Genomic DNA, 17,716 nt, shown 5'->3' with positions numbered 1-17,716 from the left:
TTACGCTAATTTTAATTGTGCAAACTCTTTGGCAAAATAGGTCAAAATTACCTGCGCTCCTGCGCGCTTAATGGACAACAAACTCTCCAACATGGCCTTTTCTCCATCTATCCAGCCATTTTGGGCCGCTGCTTTTACCATGGCATATTCCCCTGAAACATTGTAGGCTGCAATGGGTAAATGACTGTTTTCTTTCAACAAGGCTATAATATCCAAATAGGCTAAAGCGGGCTTCACCATTAAAAAATCAGCCCCCTCCATTTCATCCAATTCTGCTTCTATCAATGCCTCCCGACGATTCGCTGGATTCATTTGATAGGTTTTCTTATCTCCAAACTTAGGAGCAGATTCCAATGCATCACGGAATGGCCCGTAAAATGCCGAGGCATATTTAGCCGTATATGCCATGATGCCCACTTGAGAATATCCCGCCTCATCCAAAGCTTGACGCAAATAACCTACTCGTCCGTCCATCATATCCGATGGGCCAATCAACTTGCTTCCAGCCTGCGCTTGTGCAATCGCCATCTTGGCCAAAACCGGTAAGGTTTCATCATTTAAAATCTGACCGTCTTTAACGATTCCATCATGTCCATCTGAACTATATGGATCCATCGCCACATCCGTCAATAAGCTGATTTCTGGGAATCGCTTACTGATTTCATAAATGGATTCGATGTAAATATTCCCCTTTTTATAACTCTCCGTTGCCATGGAATCCTTTTTAGATTCTGGGATTTGAGGAAATAAAGCAAAGGACTGAATACCCAGTTTGACACAGGATTCAATCTCCGCTAACAATAAGTCTAAGGTAAACCGGTAAATTCCCGGCATGGAAGAGATCTCCGTTTGAGTATTTTGACCCTCCATGACAAATAGCGGAAATATCATATCCTTAACAGATAATCTATTTTCTTCCACCATGGAACGGATAACAGCACTTTGACGATTTCTACGAGGTCTTTGCAACATGATTGATCCAATTAAGTTGCAAAGTTACAGAATAAATATTAACCCCGTTGCTCCAATTTAGCACTCAACTCGGCTATTTTTCTTTGTAATTCCAGAATCAGTCGCAAGGATTCATCAAATTCCTTACGCATGACAAAACTATATCCCTCACTCGGGTTTAAATCATTCGTATTACCTATGGTTAAAGCAAGTTTTTCCAATAAAATTTCTCCTAAATCAAACTCCAATACCTCCGCAATTTGCTTCATTCGAGATAAAGAGGGATCTGTTTGCCCTCGCTCAATTTTAGAATAAGAGGACGTTGAAATATTTAATTTCATCGCCACATAGTCTTGGCTATATCCTTTATCTGATCTAATTTTTCGAATGCTTTTTGCGAAGTCTTTCATCGCAGTAAAATTCCAAAAGAATTAGAGGATTGCTGTGTGCGTCAAATGACATAAAATAAACCTATGCGACATTTGCAATCGTTTTGCGACAAATTTTGTCTTTTATCAATTACTTGATAAGCCATTGCTGACAATCTGTGTTCAATTCTTCCCCAAACTGATTCAACAACAATCCTCGATCAGAACTCTCCAATTTCAATCCCACAAAATCAAATAGCTCATTCAAAGGTCCTTCCAATGGTTCATTTCCTTCCACCCAAACCTTCCAAAAATCCGGCAATATCTCCTCATATACTTCTTCCACAACCCGATACACATCGGCTAATTCATAACCTTGCTGCTTCATTCCGTACCTTTCATTCATCAGAACCATGACGTCCCGTATCGATTTACGATGCACAAATTTCTTTCGAATCAATAAATCCAATGCTAAAGCGACAATCGCCCCTTTGTAATAAATAGAAACCCTTTTCCCAGGAGTAGCCTTTCCATAGCCATCCAACCATAAATCTATGGAGCTCTCAATCAGCGATTGTTTGGAAGCTCCATCTCGTTCAAAATGCAATTTCAAATTGCCCAAAAGAGAGGCTAGATATTCTTCCGTTTGATATACCCCAGATGCCACTAAAAACCAATCTCCCAAATAGGTTGTCACCCCCTCCACAAACCAAGCCGTAGGGAAATACACTTCCTCCACATAATTATAGGGCCATAATTCCTTGGGACGAATCGTTGCTATATTCCACACATGAAACAATTCATGTGAAGCCAATCCTATCAAATCATCATATAAATCTCGATCTGGCGGACCCAACACCATCATGGTTGAACTACGGTGTTCCACTCCATGATAAAAGGCCTCCTCTTTAATCCAATGTAAAAAACGATATTCCTTCACAGGAAAATGCCCCATCCATTCCAATTGATAGGCCGCGATTTGTCGATAGGACTCTAACAACTTGCCTTGAAAAATACTAGCTGGTCCAATTCCCTCTACCCAAAAATGACAATTCCCCTGTTTCCAATGGTGTTGGATTAGTTCTCGACTAGCCAAGAAAGTCGAATCCACCAAATCCCGATAACTCGCTGCTGCCCAAAGCCCCTTTTTACTCTCTTTCAAAGAAGTCGCCACCTTCCAGGCTTCCGGTATATCTACCTTAACTTCACACGCACACTCTTCTTGACCTTGGATAAACAATAAACAGGTAATGAAATTCACATAAAGCATCTCCTGATTCGATACGCTTCCCCCAGCATCTGCTTGCTGGGCATAGTAGGTATATCGCACTTCCACGCTTTGATTTTTCTCTCCGTGAAATTCCCACGCAGAAGTTCCCTTTTTGTTGAGCGTGATTTCCTCTCCAGATGGATCAAAAGCTCTTACTTGTGGGATATTCTTAGAAAAATGTTGAGCCTGATATCTCCCCGGTCGCCAAATAGGCAATTGTAAACTGGTCATGCCAGTTCTACTCACTTGAAATCGAAAAACAATGTTCAAAAAATACTCCTCGGTTTCAGAAGGGCTCACGTGATAAAAAGATACATGCTTCATGATGCCATCACTTCTTGTAAAACCTGCCACGAACGAATCTCACCGATGGATTCCATATGAATTTGATAATATTGCAACATAATCGCCACCAATTCCTTGCGCTGTAATTTAGTCATAGAAGCGGTTTTCCCATAGCCTGAACCAATTAATTCCTCTAAAATAGGAGATAAGCTAGCTACTTTTTCTGAACCAATCCATGGACTCATTTGACTAAAAAATTCCCCAGAATTGCTAGAACCAAAGCCCAAATAGGCACTCAATTCCCACAAAAATTGAATATGAAAATTCTCTACATGAGCTTTTGACTTATCCAAGTATTGGAAAGATTCCTCTAGAAAATCAAATAAAGGAATGTTCTCCTCTTCTTCTTTCAACACCTTTCCTAAAACCTCACTTAAAAATAGCGCAATACTGGACTTAATGATATCAAAAGGAATTTGTTGATAAGGATAATAACATTTAGCCTCTGAAATCCGATGAAGGCCTTTTCCCGGTTTATGATATACTTCCAAATCCAGCAATGTCATGGGCTGGAAAAGGGCCATTTTATGTTTGGCTTTGGCCGATCGAACGCCATTTTCTATGTAGGACGCTATGCCAAATTCTGCTGTGTAAATGGTAATCAATAAGGATGTCTCACGATACCGCATGTTGTTAATGACCAAACCCCTCGTTTTCCGTTGCATCTCCTAATCAATCTTATTTTCTTCCTCTAATGTTAAGCCTACTTCCGAAGCAATTTTGTCTAAAATGGCCTCCACGGTATCGTGTTCTTGAAATTGTATGGGTTGGCGAAACTCCACTTCCAATTGAGTATTGCGCATTTTTAACAACAATCCCTTTTTGTCAAATGCCCGCCTAAATCCATTGATCCGTACTGGAACCACAATGGGATTGGTACTTTTGATTAAATGTGCCGTACCTTTTCGCAAGGGAGCAAAGGCCCTCGTGGTTCCCTGCGGGAAGCTAATCACCCAACCAAAACCTAAACCTTTCTTGATTTTTTCAACCGCCTCTAAATCGACTTCGCGCTTGACATTTTCTCCCTTCGCTCTCCAAGATCGATTCACCAAAATGGCTCCGGCCTGGGCAAAAACCTTAGGCAAAATACCGTCATCCTTCATCGTTTCTGCTGCGGCTACGTAAAATAAATTGGAACGAGGTGCCAACAAATAAATGGGATAATTAACCGAATTTCTAAAGCCCCATTTGACCGAAAAAAAGATATGATACAAACAAATCACATCCATAAAATAAGTCTGATGATTCGATAAAAACAAAACCCCTCTCTCGGGTAAATCATCCAAATGCTCTGTCCCTTTAATTTTAGTCTTATTGTACATGACCAATCGACTATAGGTCAAAAAACCTAGAACCACCATAATGATACGCTTAAACACAATGGGGTTGCCAAATGGGTCTCTTTCTCCAAGACCTAGCGTATCCATAAATTGAAATAAGCGCGTTAATTTTGATGCCATATTAAAATCCTCCTGACTTCGTTTTCGGTTTCGTCGCAGGAGTTGTTTTAGGTGCCCCTTTTGATTTTGGTGCTTGTTTTTTAATCGGGGGCTCTTGCCTATACAAGGTTAAAAACTTCTTAACAAATGCCGCCTTCTCATCACTAGCCGCTTCCACCACTCGAATTTCTCCCTCTTTTTTATCTTTCTTTTCATTTTTAACCGCCTCTCTCACGGCTGCTAAAAACTGATTATCGGAGGAATAAACCCCTAATTCGCCGTTAAAATACGCAAAATAATACCAAAGATCTTCGGATAGTTCCCAATACCCATAAAACTCCTCTTTACTCGGTTTCTTGATTACTTCCATGTACCCTTTCAACGTACTATTCACATCCACTGGCCCTACATTGACTAATGGTATTCCTCCCAAGGAATAAAAAGCACTCAAATTAGGTGACCATGCCCATTTTACTGCAGAAAAATTGATTGACTTCGTGAACTCTAAGGAAACCTTATCCAGCGCCAAATGGTTTTGATCCATCTTCGATTTTATAGCTTCAGGAATCGCTTTCCCCAATACCTGCTCGGCTCTTTTCAAATAATCATCCCGCATTTCTGGTTCATCTGCCGATGCCGTACTTAAACCTTCTTCCAAATTATATTTCACAATGCGATCCCCCATGATTTTTAAAATCGAAGGGGCAAATGGGAATTGTAAACTTGTCCACGTTTCTAAGCGAGGAATCAGCGTATCAGTAGACATAGAAATTTTACCAAAGGAAGTAAGAAGCTTATTGCCCGTAAACAACTGAACAGCCCCCTCTGCCTCTAATCGCCTTTCTTTCACATATAGTTTCATGTCACTTTGCTTTCCCTTCACTTGATAATACTCTTTCTCTTCCAATACTTCCCCTTCGGCACTATACAATACTGGATCTAGATCATCCGACTGTGGCCCTAAAAAAGTAGGATACAATTTATTGTCGGCATTGATAAATATCCCTGCCGTCACAGGTCTGCCTGCTTCATCACGTAAACTCGGACTCAACTTTAAATTAGGCGATTCTCCTCCTTGGTTTTCGAATGGAATCCATGCCGCTTTAAAATTAGATAGCCCAATGACTGGCCGTATAAATCCCTTGAAATTCAAAAACTCTTGATTGGACTTAAAGAAAATTTCTCCTTTAAATTGTTGGTGGGCCGATAAAGCCAAAGGCACTTTTTCGCTCAAAACTGCCTCCGCTTGAATGTATTTTTCGGCTGCTTTTTTAGCTGTAGCAGCTTCCTCGACAAAGCTGAAATTCCGCATTTTAATTTTTGTACTATCCCCCGAAGCACGAGGCAATAAATAAATTGCCTCTCCTTTCCAGCCATCAGCATTTGCTTCGCTAACCTGCAATTCGCTTACTACATGTCGCTTATTATCTGGATCTAGCATGGCTCTAGCGCCCATAAATGGCTTAAACTGACCATCTTTCTGAATGGACAATAATCCTTTAGCTGGGTATACCAGAGCGGGTCCAATTTCCATTTGTTTAACTCCTCCCAATTGTAATAACTGCGCTTTCAAATCATAATCAGCTGTACTAGCTCGAATAAGCCCCTTATCAGAATGCGCTATTTTCTTTTGTAATGTAGTAGAATCTTGACTAAACATGGTGGAATCTGCCGACCACTGACTTAGTTCAAACCCTGACTTTCCTGACAACTTAAAACGCTGAGCAGCCAAATCCCAAATGGCTTCTGAGATGGTGCTTTGATAACCAATGAATGGAAATAACAAGGTGCTATTTTCATCCGATAATGCCTTGGATTTCTTCGCCCGCATGGACACTTTTTGTGTACCCATAACCGCTTCCACCGAAATGGACTGAGCATAAACGGAGGGTTTAAACAAATTCATCTGACGACCAATCTTCACATCACTTAGGTCACTTTGCCAAACATTTGTACTAAAGACAAAATTCTGAGAACTAAATACCCCATCACCATAGAAAACTTGTCCTTGACCAAATACCTTTTTCTGATGGAAACCTAAACTCCCTGCCAATTGGATTTGATTAGCATACAAGCTAATTCTGTTTTTCTGTGGATAAATCCATAAGCTGTCCACTGTTGGGTACCAATGTAAATGATGTACTCCAAAACTGGCAGAAGGGAAGGTGTTTTTACCTTGATACATACTAATTAATTTTCCATCGATCCCTTTCGCCACCAAGGAATCTGGATAAAAAGTGGATGTTTTGGTATTGGAGCTTAAGCCCCAAATCGACAAATTACCCGATGCGTGTAATCCCTCTCGGTCCATGATTAATGCCTCATTTAACGTAAACTTGGCTTGACTCTTATAAATATCTAATGGGCTTTTGATGGAATACTTAAAACCAAAAGATTGATCAGGCATTAATTCCAATTTGGTTTTTAGCACCGGCAATAATCCATCGGAAAAAAAGCTCCCATCAAAGGTGATGTCTTTCAACAATAAACTGTCCAATTCGATTCGAGGTACCTTGAAATAGTATTTTTTTCCATACAAGCCTTGCGCTCGCCAGGGTTCATCAAAATAGGTCGTAACTCCCTTGGGTATAACTAATTTAGGATAAGCCGCCACTCCTAAACGTCCTGATTTATTGTTCGGAGGACTTAATTGCAACATCCCAGACTCATACTTAAAATGCCCGCCCAATTCTCGTGTTCCCAAAGACCCATCTTTCAACCTAGGTAAAAAGGTTATGGAATCTATTTTAGGAAAATTGACGGTAAACTCGGCAAAATTAAATTGAAAATTCGGACCCCTAAATCGATAATTCCCCACTTTAATCTCTCCCTGAAAATCAAAATCTCGTCCTTTGGTAAACACAATTTGTTTATTCTGAGGAACAAAATTTGCCTTCAAAGAATCTGAAACTCGTATTTCGTCAATTCCCCGAACAATCAATCTTTGCCTGGATAGTTCCAAGCTAATATTGGCAGAGTCTTTCTCAATCATATCAGCAAAAGATGCCACATAAAAACGATCAAAATCCTTTTTTTCAAATTGAACTAAGGCATAATGACGGCCCATTTTGGTAAAAGAAACTTGATCCGTATCGTCCTGATACTGGATATAACCAGCATCTCGGTACATCATAAACCCTGACTTCAAAGAGGCATAATCACGTTTATACTTGAGAGCTATGTCCCTAAGGTAAACCTGTGTACTTTTTGTTTCTATGATTTGGTTATACAATATGCGCAAAGGGTTATAATTTAATATCCCCTGCAATGCTGTCAATCGGCTTTCTTCAAAGTAATCAAAGGATTCTACCCAAGCAGGAACTTGGTTTTTTCCTGATAATCGGAAAAAGTCTACTTTTTTTGTCTGAGGATGTAGAATCGCTAAATCGGCTGAAATCCGAACTTGATGGTAAGAATCTTCAAAAAGTAGGCGTTCCATAGGGCCCCCATCAATTTTTCGAATATGCAATAATTCTTGAAGTGGGTACCAGTTCGCACGGATACTGGGATGTTGTAAAGTATCTCTACTGCCTATATAAGCCGCAAATTGTCCTTCGGGAATGGTTACATTACCCTCGGCACTTAACCACATTAATTTTGTTTTAATCTGTCCTACTAGCTGTTTGTCAGAAAGCACTTGAAAATAGGCCGATTGACTAGTAGAAGAAATCAATCCGCGCTTATCTCCCAAAATCCATAATCTCCCATTGGCCCTCCACGACTTCTCTTGAATGGGGGATGCCATGACATCGATGGAGCGAAATTCAAATGGAAATAGGCTTGACGTTGATTTTCTCTTCAAACTCAGCTTGCCTTTTCCAGCTAAGTTCTTCTCCAATTGAATCCAATCTCCTTCTAGGCCAACTAATTGACCTTTTTTGGGCAAAATTTCGAACGATTTTATTTTCCATTTGGCATCAAGATACCCCAGTAATTCTCCAGGAATCTCCGTATCTGTTCCTTTGCCAATCTTATTGACTACGGACCATTGGAAGGTTTTAGGGGAGAAATATAAGCTATCTCTGCCTGTTTTATAGTTTAGTTCTGGGAATTTCCATAGCAGCACTGGGCCTCCCGTTTTTGTCTCTACCAGCCAGTTTTTGTCTGAAGCATTAGGAGCTGCTATTTCCGATGAACCAGGCGTATCCCAACCATCATTATCCGAGAGTTTCTGCCCTAAGGAATCAGCGGGTAATACATCGCTTGGCCAAGTAACCAATAATCTCCCTTTTACTTGAATGGACATGGAAGCCAAACCTGGAATCTGCTGGTTATACTGCCAATTTTCAACAGTCTCTGCCAAAGTCAATGCCGTCCGAAAATCCTTCTTTTCTACTAATTTCTCCCAAACCTGAATAAGGCTTTTTAATGCTTCGGCATCATCGCTAAATTGAACCGTGCAACGAATAAACAAGTAGGCTAATTGAGGGGATTTAAAGCCCATGGAGGGCATCGTTTTCACCAGTTTTTCAAACTGATTTTGTTCCGCAGCATTCAGATTGGAATAAGGCCATTTAGCCATCCACAAATCCGCTACAGCAGGAGCCTCTTTGTTCCTACTAAGAAGCATCCAGTTTTTTACCTCGGTGGAAAAGTCGCCTTTCGAATTAGAGAATTTTTGTGCCTGAGTGGATAAACTCACCCCCAACCAAACAAAAACAAAGAAAAGTAGGGTTCGAAACATATTCAGCTAACCTAGGGAAAAGCAAGTAAAAATAAGCAAAATTTTAAGATATTTGCGGTAAATAAGCCCAATATGCAAAACGTCCTTTCTCTGTTTAATCGTATAAAAGCCTTTGTTTTTGATGTCGATGGAGTCATGACAGATGGCCAAGTACATGTACTAGAAACAGGCGAGCACTTCAGGAGTTTTTATATTCGTGATGGATATGCCATTGAAAAAGCCAGACAAGCTAATTATCAAATGTGCGTCATTACAGGCGGCAGTCATCCTGGCGTTCAAAAAAGATTAGAAAACCTTAAATTTCAACACATTTATAGCAGCTTAGGCGGCACCAATAAAACGGCAACTTTTGAAAAATGGTTACTAGAAGTTGGTCTTGCTGAAGAAGAGATATTATACATGGGAGATGATGTACCTGATTTAGAAATACTTTCTAGACCTAATATTCTAAGTACTTGTCCTTTCGACGCTATTCCAGAAATTCACCAGGTAGTTAAGTATATTTCCCCCTTTAAAGGTGGACAAGGTGCTGTTCGAGATGTCATTGAAAAAGTGATGAAACTACAAGGAAAATGGCCTAATTAATATCCTATGGCAACAATATTAGCAGTTGAAGGTCACTTACCCCAATTCGGCGAACACGTTTGGTTAGCTCCCAACGCTACGGTTGTCGGAAATGTTTCCATGGGAAAACATGGTACCGTTTGGTTTAATGCCGTCATCAGAGGAGATGTCAATCGCATTCAAATCGGTGATTATAGCAATGTCCAAGACGGGGCCGTGATTCATTGTACCTATCAAAAAACGGAGACCATTATTGGAAATTATGTCTCCATCGCTCACAATGCCATCGTACATGGCTGCACCATAGAAGACCACGTTTTGGTGGGAATGGGTGCCATCATCATGGATGGAGCTTACGTGGAATCTGGATCTATTATCGCTGCTGGAGCCGTTGTTACTCAAGGAATGCGCATTCCTTCTGGAAGTATTTATGCCGGAAATCCAGCCAAATTTTTAAAACCTGTCAGCGAAGAAGCAGCAGCAGTATTCATGCGAACCGCCATGAATTATGTCAAATATGCTAGTTGGTTTGAGTAGGTCAAAGGTATATTCTGAGCTAAATTAAAACAGAAAAATCCGTTAATCCTTTTTCAATGCCAGCAATCCCTCGGCTAATATCCGATCATTGGATAAACGTGGAACCTTATTTTGTCCCCCCAATTTCCCTTTCGATTTCATGTACTGAATAAAGGAATCCTTCGCTAAAGATTGAATAAGCAAAGGCTGAAGGATATTACCTACAATCAGATCTTGATAATATATATTCTGCCGTTGCATAGCGGCATCCAACGTCTTTTGAAATAATTCCATATTCGTTGGCGCTACATCAAATTCCATCAACCACTCATGGTGTGGCATCAGGCCAGGCTTTGGATTTATGTTAGGAGCTACGGTAAATTCAACTATTTTGGTTTCAGGACAAGCTTCCATCGCTTCTTTCATAGCCAATTCCACTTCTTCTGCAATAACATGTTCTCCAAAAGCAGAAATAAAATGCTTGATTCTGCCCGTTACTACCACTCTGAAAGGATCTAATGAAACGAATTTTACGGTGTCTCCAATGGAATATGACCACAGTCCAGCATTCGTGGTCATCAATAAAGCATAGTTGACTCCTAGCTCTACTTCCGATAAACATAGTCGGGTTGGACTAGCGGAGAAATAGGTATCAATAGGAACAAATTCATAAAAGATTCCTGCATCAACCAATAAAAGTAAACCCTCTTCTCCTGTAGAATCTTGAAAGGCAATAAATCCTTCTGAAGCAGGATAAGTTTCAATAACATCCACTTTTCTACCAATGGACTGCATCAACTTGTCCCGGTAAGGTTCAAAATTGACACCACCAGTAACAAAAACTTGAAAATCAGGGAATAATTCTCCAATCTTTTTTCCTGTTTGAGCCTCTAATCGATCAAAGTACATTTGTACCCAAGGCGGAATTCCAGAAATCAAACCCATGCGGTGATCCATTGTTTCCCGAACAATCGCAGCTAATTTTTCCTCCCAATCTTCCATGCAATTTGTTTCGTAAGAAGGCAATTGATTCGTTCGTAAATAGGAAGGAACATGGTGATTTACAATACCGGAAAGACGGCCTGTTGGTACTCCATTTTTTGATTCCAATGCTGGAGAGCCCGACAAAAAAATCAATTTTTGATCCAAAAAAGCCGAATTTCCACTATAATGCACATAATGCAATAAGGCATCTCTTGCTCCTATAATATGAAAGGGCATGGACTCCGAACTAATTGGAATGTATTTGGCTCCTGATGTTGTTCCAGATGTTTTTGCAAAATATGCCGGTTTCCCTGGCCATAATATATCCTTTTTGCCCGCTACAGCTTCCTCGATATAAGGCTTAATATCTTCATACTCAAAAATGGGAACCTTAGCTTTGTAATCCATGTAGTTTTGGATTTTATCCAAGCCAAAAGCTTTTCCAAAAAGCGTTGATTTTGCTTTTTCTAAATTTGAGTTTAACCAAAAATGCTGCTTTTCAATGGCCTCGGATCGAGTCATCCGATACTTGTTGACTACCCAATGGGCAAATGGCTTAGCGAAAAAAGAACGAATACCCATAGCTCTTTTCTAATTATCATTTAAAAATACCTTTGGGATCTGGCATTTTTTCCATGAGCTGCTGCGAGAAATTTAAATCCAATTGCGTCAAATCTAAGGCCCGACATTCATGAAAATAACTCCACGCTAACTCATATTTTTCTTGCAAAAACGCCACTTGACTTTTTTTCATCCAGGCATTGGCGTTCGATGGATCTTCTTGTAATGCTTGACTTAACAAGGCATCAACCTCCTCCAAATTACCGCAATCCAAATTTTTCAAGTAACAGCTAAGCTTTACAATCGCATAATCCACACGCATGATGCTCAACTTGGGATTAATTTGTAAACCCTTCCCCAATAACTCAATAGCACCAGGAAAATCCAAACGCTGAAAAGCGACCACCCCTAGTCCCCAATATGCTTCTACACTAGTAGAGTCTAAGGCATGAACCAAATTAAAACGATAAGTAGCGGTATCTAATTTGCCTTCAGAAACATACTCCCAAGCCCTTTCTGATAAAAACTTAACCCCTTCGGCACGATTAGGAAAACTTTGATCAACGCTGCTTATGATCTGACTGACCTCTTCTTGATCCTTCTTATTTAGCGGTTTTTTCCCAAATAATGCTTGATATCGAGGTATTTTCACCAATGAATCTGCCGACAATTTCGCTAGCATGGGCATTGACATACATAATAATATTCCTATTAAATAGGTTTTTCTTCTTAGCATCATATCACAAATCTACCTTTTCTTTTTAATGGAGGATGAATTAGAACGAAATTTTGATGCACTTTTAGGTTTACCTTTGGAATTATTTCCTTTGGATGGCCCTTTCGCAGAACCTTTAATTCCTGCCTTTGCCCTAGGTTTGTGCTTCTTCTCGTGAAAAGCCCCTTTGAAATCAGGATCTTCTCTTTTACGCTGATCATCCACAGCCCGCAACATATCTTGTTGTTCTAAAAATGGAGTATCCTCTTCATAAATCCCTGAAGGTAAGTGCTCTATCTCTATTTTCTGCTGAATTATTGTTTCAATTTTTGCCCAATGGTAACGCTCTGCCAAAGTCACAAAAGTGATAGACTCCCCAATTTCAGCCGCTCTACCTGTCCTACCTATACGATGTACATAATCTTCATAAATCAGAGGAACATCAAAATTGATGACATGGGAAACTTTAGGGATATCGATACCCCTTGATGCTACATCAGTAGTAACTAAAACCCGAACCAAGCCTTCCCTAAATTGCTGCATGGCATTAATACGCGTATTTTGACCCTTATTCGAGTGAATTACCCGAACTTGATCTTCTGTCAAAACCTTTCTACTTAAAAACTTTTCTACTTGATTGGCCACCTCTTTGCTCCTACAAAAAATCATAACTCTTTCAAAATCAGGATTTTGCATAAAATATGCTAAGGCGTTGATTTTCGTTTTTAAATTGGGCGCCTCATACACATGCTGACTAACTTGACTAGCGGGAGTCGCTTGAGGTGTAATTTCTATTTTATGTGGAAACTCCAAAAATTCATGCGACAGGTTTTCTACACGTTCGGGAAATGTAGCAGAAAACAAGCCATTTTGGCGTTTCTTATAGGGAATCACTTCTAAAATTTGACGAATCTGAGGCATAAAACCCATATCCATCATTTTATCTGCTTCATCAAGGACTAAATGCTTTAATTCCTTAACTATAATCACTTCTTTTCGATACAATTCAAGGAATCGTCCTGGAGTAGAAACAATAATATCAATACCTTTTTCTATCGCTTGAATCTGCGGCTTAGGTCCCAGTCCGCCATATAGTGCTAATAATCTCAAGTCGGTATACTGCGCCAAGCTCACCATAACTTCATAAATCTGCATGACAAGTTCACGGGTTGGCGCAAGAATTAAGGCCCTTGGATTTTGTCCTTGGGCATATTTACATTGCATTAAGAGGGGTAAAACATAGGCCGCTGTTTTTCCTGTCCCTGTTTGAGCAATTCCCAATACATCATGCCCTCCCAATAACAAAGGGATAGCCTTTTCTTGAATTGGTGTAGGTTCTTGATAACCCAAGGCATCACATGCTCTTTGTAATTGTGGGTTCAATCCCAAACTTAAAAAATCAACCATTTCGTAGAAAATTATGCATACAAAGGTAGCTAAATTCATCCGATTAAGTGGAAATGCCTGAATAGCTGCCTATTGGCAGCATTCCATCTCCAATCCTTCTATTATTTCCCTAACTTTGGGCGAAATATTGCAATAGCTTGAAACCAGCAACCCGACTTTGGCTTATTAGAATTTGCATGGGATTGTCCACTTCCTTCCTGGTGGGATCCGCTTCGTCTTTGTTTTTATGGGGGTTGGAAAAGATTCAAGTTTTTCGAACAGAACATCTTGCACTTCTTTATTGTTTGCCTCTACTTGGTGCAGCTTTTCAATATGTATCTCAGGTCCCCAATTCTCCGAGTAAATTAGGAACAAATGATTTGATTGATCGAGTCAACCAAAAAAGAGAAGACGTCTCTTGGACCTTGGGACCTTTCATTTTATTCGGCACTTGGTTGAGTCAGCTCTTTGGCGCATCGGTTGGTAGGGAAGGAACGGCTGTCCAAATGGGCGGGGGCATTGCTCATCAATTTTCAAGATGGCTGGATTTGGAAGAGTTGGAAAAAAGAGATTGGTTGCAAGCTGGTATGGCAGCAGGTTTTGCTTCCGTCTTTGGAACCCCTTGGGCGGGTTGTCTTTTTGGTCTTGAAATCTCCAAAGTCGGACATATTTCTTTTCGTGCCTTTTTACCGTGTCTTTTTTCGGCTTTTGGAGCTCATTACGTGAGTCTCCACGTGTGGGGCACCAATCACACCATTTATCCCGTCATTTTTTTGCCTGAAACTAATTGGCCATTTTGGGTCAAATTAGCCTGTATTGGCCTATTTTTAGGGCTAGTCGGGCTAGCTTATTCGCGCCTAGAATCGATTATTTCTAAAACCTTCGCCCATTTACCTATTCACACCATTCTCAAAGGGATTCTCGCAGGCCTGATTTTACTTCTTATTTTTCAATTTCCACTTTTTCAGGAAAGCATAGGATTGGGGTCCTCCTTTTTACTTCGCCCATTTAATTCTGGAGAAACCGCCAACTTCGCCATCGGCAAAACCTTAGCCACCAGCTTAAGCTTAGGTTTGGGATTTAAAGGGGGAGAAGCCACTCCTTTGTTTTTAATAGGGGCACATGCAAGTAGTGCGCTGCATGAAATCATTTCATTGCCAATTCCTTTATTGGCCGCTCTGGGTTTTACTTGTTTATATACTGGCCTAGCCAAAACACCGCTGACTTCCATAGCTATGGGAGTAGAATTATTTGGGCTAGAAGCCTGGTTCTGTTTCTTTATTTGCACGCTCATTGTTATGTATATTTCTGGTAAAAATGGTATTTTCAAAAAACAAGACTGGGCAAACTGGGTTCCTAAACCTCTATATTCATGATGTTTAATTTATTACTAGATCACTACGAAAGCTTTCAAGAAAAGCGCATTTCTACTAGAAGATTTTCAGAAAATATTTGGAATGAATTGATAGAAGAATGGGCTCAAAATAATCTCATTAGCATTCGAAAAATAGGTGAAACTTTTGAAGGAAGAGCCATCCAAGAAGTCCGTTTTGGACAGGGTCCAATCCACATTGCCGCCTGGTCTCAAATGCATGGAGATGAAGCTACTGCCACTATGGCTTTAGCCGATATTTTTCTTTTTTTATCCCAAAATGAGTCAAAGTGGTCCAATTTTAAGAAAGAATTACATCAGAAAGTCAGTATTTTTATTATTCCGCAACTAAATGCAGATGGGGCCAAAAGATGGACAAGAGAGACTGCATTAGGGATAGATATGAATCGAGATGCATTAACTCAAAATAGCCCAGAGGCCAAAATTTTAGCTCGATGGTTAGATGAAATTACCCCTATTTTTTCTTTTAATCTACATGATCAAAACCGTTTATATTCTGCCGGCAAAACTCCGCATCAAACACATATTGCATTACTCGCCACGGCAGGAGATGAGCATGGTACTTGGACTGCATCTAGGCTGAGAGCGGCTAAAATCGCTAACCGGATGGCAAGACAATTAAAACCATTTTTAGGAGATAAAATAGCCAAATGGTCGGATGAATTTGAGGCGCGCGCATTTGGAGATTTTGCTCAAGGAAAAGGTTATGGCTTAGTTTTATTGGAATCGGGAGGAGCAGGCTGGGACATAGAAAAACAGGCTTTAAGAAAATACCATGCTTGTTTATTATTAGATGCCTTTCATTCCATAGCCTCAGAAACCTGGAGAACAGAAGAGACCCATCTATATCAGCATTTACCAACAAACGAAAGGCAGATCTTTGATATATTGATTAAAAATGCTCCCTTAAACCAAGATGAGCCTATTTATCGGGCTGATATTGGTTTAAACATCCAAGAAACCGCCATGGAAGATGGCTCCATCCTTTTTGCCTGGATATTGGAAGACCTGGGTGACCTAAGTCCTTGGTATGGATTGACGGAAATCGATGGGGAAGAGTTACATTTGCATGCTGAAAAAATGCTTAAAAAAGAAGGCGTATATCAACAACTAGTACTGATGAAAAATGACCAAGTGGCATTTGATCTCATTACATACACTCAAAAAATCAATTCTTAATATGACATCTTTACCTGTAATCATCATCGGCGTAAATCCATTTGCTTTAGAAGTTGCCTCTATTTTTCAAAAAAATGAGGTGGTTATCTACGGCTTTTTGGACGATGATCCTAAGAAAAAAGATACACAAGTTGGCGAAATCCCCGTGTTAGGAGGTACAGAAGATGACTCTTATTGGGGTTTGATTGGTAAAAATTGTGGGGTATTTGTGGCATTAGAAAACCCCACAGAAAGAAAGAAGATGATTGAAGCCATTATGGAGGATCGTCAGGTAAAACCTGTCAATGCCATCCATCCTTCTGCCATCATTGCTGATGTTAAAAACTTAGCCTATGGCGTCTATATCGGTGCTGGTGCCATCATTCAGCCAGAAGCAAAATTAGCTGACCATTGCATGATTGGGGCTGGGGTTATTGTTGAAACTGGCGCTCAAATAGAAGAATACGTTCAAATTGGCGCAGGATCTGTCATTGGCAAAGAGTGTAAATTAGATACCAATTGCTTTATTGGCATTCAAAGTACCATTGTAGGTAGCATTAAAATTGGCAAAGGGGCAACAGTAGGGGCGGGAAGTGTGGTTATCGAGCCCGTTCCAGCATCCAAAAGGGTCTTCGGAAATCCCGCTAAATTGATGTAATTCGATCAATATTCTGTTCTTCTACCATTTGCAAAAAATGATAGCGCAAATATAATTGGGCTAGCGTAACCACGTCTTCTACGCAATAGGCGGCAATTTTGGGCAGGTCTTTTTCATGGTAATACACCCCATGAACTTTATCTCCCGTTAAGTTCGTTTTGGAACCTGGTATTCCCAACAATTCCGCCAATAAATCCAATGAGATATAGACCTTTCGGTCACCAAATTTCCATAATTCCATGGTGTCTTGGTGCAAGACTTCCCACGGTTTCTTCCCCTGCAATTGCAAAGGTTTAGGAATTTCTAATCCATTTACCAGCATCCTTCGACACAAATAAGGGAAGTCAAACTCCTTACCATTATGAGCGACCAAGGTTAATTCTCTTGATTTATACGTGACATTGATAAACTCGATGAATTCCAAAAGCAAAGATTTTTCATCCTTATTGGCAATGGTCTTAACTTTCAAACTGAGTTCTTTCTCTTTATTTTGATATAAAAAGCCCATTCCAATCACAACTATTTTACCAAATTCAGCAAACAATGCTGCCCGATCTACGTACAAATCTTCCCAGGACAAATTTTGTGGATTACTTACATTCTTCGCCTTTTTTAGCCAAAAATGTTTCATTCGCTCAGAAAGAAGGGAAAAATCAGATTCTCCTGACACTGTTTCAATGTCAATAAATAAGGTATTTTTAAAATTCTTTTTTGGCTCCATGGT

At 40.0% G+C, this 17,716-nt stretch carries 15 protein-coding genes; 5 read left to right on the top strand and 10 right to left on the bottom strand.

Translation table 11 applies throughout. The features are described 5' to 3' along the window. The 6 genes from hemB to EWU23_RS07550 all read right to left on the bottom strand — a co-directional run bounded on the left by hemB (position 1) and on the right by EWU23_RS07550 (position 9,057). Positions 1–972 carry a porphobilinogen synthase gene (hemB, locus tag EWU23_RS07575; RefSeq protein ID WP_166230427.1) on the bottom strand — a complete coding sequence of 324 codons (972 nt, stop codon included), beginning with the start codon at positions 970–972 and terminating at the stop codon, positions 1–3. 38 nt (positions 973–1,010) lie between these two features. Then, positions 1,011–1,361: a helix-turn-helix domain-containing protein gene (locus tag EWU23_RS07570; protein ID WP_166230425.1), complete on the bottom strand. Its 351-nt coding sequence runs from the start codon at positions 1,359–1,361 to the stop codon at positions 1,011–1,013. Between the two features lie 109 nt (positions 1,362–1,470). Beyond that, positions 1,471–2,943, bottom strand: a complete 1,473-nt coding sequence (locus EWU23_RS07565; protein ID WP_205753119.1) for a M61 family metallopeptidase — start codon at positions 2,941–2,943, stop codon at positions 1,471–1,473. Further along, a complete protein-coding gene (recO, locus tag EWU23_RS07560; protein WP_166230421.1) occupies positions 2,910–3,599 on the bottom strand; it encodes a DNA repair protein RecO in 690 nt (229 codons plus the stop codon). The genes EWU23_RS07565 and recO overlap by 34 nt, the downstream gene beginning before the upstream one ends. A 3-nt stretch (positions 3,600–3,602) precedes the next feature. After that, entirely contained in the window at positions 3,603–4,394 is a 792-nt protein-coding gene (locus EWU23_RS07555; protein ID WP_166230419.1) for a lysophospholipid acyltransferase family protein, read from the bottom strand. 1 nt (position 4,395) lies between these two features. Then, complete coding sequence (locus tag EWU23_RS07550; protein ID WP_166230417.1) at positions 4,396–9,057, bottom strand: hypothetical protein; 4,662 nt, start codon at positions 9,055–9,057, stop codon at positions 4,396–4,398. A 72-nt stretch (positions 9,058–9,129) separates the two neighbouring features. Between EWU23_RS07550 and EWU23_RS07545 the strand changes: the two genes are divergently transcribed. Both EWU23_RS07545 and EWU23_RS07540 read left to right on the top strand, forming a co-directional pair. Beyond that, the gene (locus EWU23_RS07545) at positions 9,130–9,642 is read left to right on the top strand and encodes a KdsC family phosphatase (protein WP_166230415.1); all 513 of its coding nucleotides are present in this window, start codon (positions 9,130–9,132) and stop codon (positions 9,640–9,642) included. A gap of 6 nt (positions 9,643–9,648) precedes the next feature. Then, positions 9,649–10,158 (top strand): gamma carbonic anhydrase family protein, encoded by a 510-nt coding sequence (locus EWU23_RS07540; protein WP_166230413.1) that lies wholly within the window; start codon positions 9,649–9,651, stop codon positions 10,156–10,158. 42 nt (positions 10,159–10,200) lie between these two features. Here the strand turns inward: EWU23_RS07540 and EWU23_RS07535 are convergent, their stop codons facing one another. The 3 genes from EWU23_RS07535 to EWU23_RS07525 all read right to left on the bottom strand — a co-directional run bounded on the left by EWU23_RS07535 (position 10,201) and on the right by EWU23_RS07525 (position 13,804). After that, a complete protein-coding gene (locus EWU23_RS07535) occupies positions 10,201–11,703 on the bottom strand; it encodes a GH3 auxin-responsive promoter family protein (protein WP_166230411.1) in 1,503 nt (500 codons plus the stop codon). A 16-nt stretch (positions 11,704–11,719) separates the two neighbouring features. Next, positions 11,720–12,364 (bottom strand): tetratricopeptide repeat protein, encoded by a 645-nt coding sequence (locus EWU23_RS07530; RefSeq protein ID WP_166230409.1) that lies wholly within the window; start codon positions 12,362–12,364, stop codon positions 11,720–11,722. 66 nt (positions 12,365–12,430) lie between these two features. Next, positions 12,431–13,804: a DEAD/DEAH box helicase gene (locus tag EWU23_RS07525; protein WP_166230407.1), complete on the bottom strand. Its 1,374-nt coding sequence runs from the start codon at positions 13,802–13,804 to the stop codon at positions 12,431–12,433. 176 nt (positions 13,805–13,980) lie between these two features. Here EWU23_RS07525 and EWU23_RS07520 point away from each other — a divergent pair, with 176 nt between their 5' ends. Genes EWU23_RS07520 through EWU23_RS07510 form a run of 3 tightly spaced genes read left to right on the top strand, consistent with a single transcriptional unit; the run spans position 13,981 to position 16,992 of the window. After that, entirely contained in the window at positions 13,981–15,159 is a 1,179-nt protein-coding gene (locus EWU23_RS07520) for a chloride channel protein (RefSeq protein WP_166230405.1), read from the top strand. Continuing rightward, positions 15,156–16,355, top strand: coding sequence for a M14 family zinc carboxypeptidase (locus EWU23_RS07515; RefSeq protein ID WP_166230403.1), 1,200 nt, complete (start codon positions 15,156–15,158; stop codon positions 16,353–16,355). Before EWU23_RS07520 ends, EWU23_RS07515 begins: the two co-directional genes overlap by 4 nt. Before the next feature lies 1 nt (position 16,356). Next, on the top strand, positions 16,357–16,992 hold the full coding sequence (locus EWU23_RS07510) for a NeuD/PglB/VioB family sugar acetyltransferase (RefSeq protein WP_166230401.1): 636 nt from the start codon (positions 16,357–16,359) through the stop codon (positions 16,990–16,992). Here EWU23_RS07510 and EWU23_RS07505 read toward each other — a convergent pair. Beyond that, complete coding sequence (locus tag EWU23_RS07505) at positions 16,979–17,713, bottom strand: ribonuclease H-like domain-containing protein (protein WP_166230398.1); 735 nt, start codon at positions 17,711–17,713, stop codon at positions 16,979–16,981. The genes EWU23_RS07510 and EWU23_RS07505 overlap by 14 nt on opposite strands. Positions 17,714–17,716 lie beyond the last annotated feature (3 nt).

The sequence above is a fragment of the Aquirufa beregesia genome (assembly GCF_011090385.1).
Lineage (GTDB): Bacteria > Bacteroidota > Bacteroidia > Cytophagales > Spirosomataceae > Aquirufa > Aquirufa beregesia.
The sequence above is the reverse complement of the archived record's forward strand: the minus strand, read 5'-3'. Positions and strand labels throughout refer to the sequence as shown.

Excerpts from the sequence above, each read along its gene's own strand:
- EWU23_RS07525 (WP_166230407.1), bottom strand. The coding sequence starts at position 13,804 with ATGGTTGATTTTTTAAGTTTGGGATTGAACCCACAATTACAAAGAGCA.
- EWU23_RS07550 (WP_166230417.1), bottom strand. The coding sequence starts at position 9,057 with ATGTTTCGAACCCTACTTTTCTTTGTTTTTGTTTGGTTGGGGGTGAGT.
- EWU23_RS07555 (WP_166230419.1), bottom strand. The coding sequence starts at position 4,394 with ATGGCATCAAAATTAACGCGCTTATTTCAATTTATGGATACGCTAGGT.
- hemB (WP_166230427.1), bottom strand. The coding sequence starts at position 972 with ATGTTGCAAAGACCTCGTAGAAATCGTCAAAGTGCTGTTATCCGTTCC.
- EWU23_RS07515 (WP_166230403.1), top strand. The coding sequence starts at position 15,156 with ATGATGTTTAATTTATTACTAGATCACTACGAAAGCTTTCAAGAAAAG.
- EWU23_RS07570 (WP_166230425.1), bottom strand. The coding sequence starts at position 1,361 with ATGAAAGACTTCGCAAAAAGCATTCGAAAAATTAGATCAGATAAAGGA.
- EWU23_RS07510 (WP_166230401.1), top strand. The coding sequence starts at position 16,357 with ATGACATCTTTACCTGTAATCATCATCGGCGTAAATCCATTTGCTTTA.
- EWU23_RS07505 (WP_166230398.1), bottom strand. The coding sequence starts at position 17,713 with ATGGAGCCAAAAAAGAATTTTAAAAATACCTTATTTATTGACATTGAA.
- EWU23_RS07540 (WP_166230413.1), top strand. The coding sequence starts at position 9,649 with ATGGCAACAATATTAGCAGTTGAAGGTCACTTACCCCAATTCGGCGAA.
- EWU23_RS07545 (WP_166230415.1), top strand. The coding sequence starts at position 9,130 with ATGCAAAACGTCCTTTCTCTGTTTAATCGTATAAAAGCCTTTGTTTTT.
- EWU23_RS07520 (WP_166230405.1), top strand. The coding sequence starts at position 13,981 with ATGGGATTGTCCACTTCCTTCCTGGTGGGATCCGCTTCGTCTTTGTTT.
- EWU23_RS07535 (WP_166230411.1), bottom strand. The coding sequence starts at position 11,703 with ATGGGTATTCGTTCTTTTTTCGCTAAGCCATTTGCCCATTGGGTAGTC.
- recO (WP_166230421.1), bottom strand. The coding sequence starts at position 3,599 with ATGCAACGGAAAACGAGGGGTTTGGTCATTAACAACATGCGGTATCGT.
- EWU23_RS07530 (WP_166230409.1), bottom strand. The coding sequence starts at position 12,364 with ATGCTAGCGAAATTGTCGGCAGATTCATTGGTGAAAATACCTCGATAT.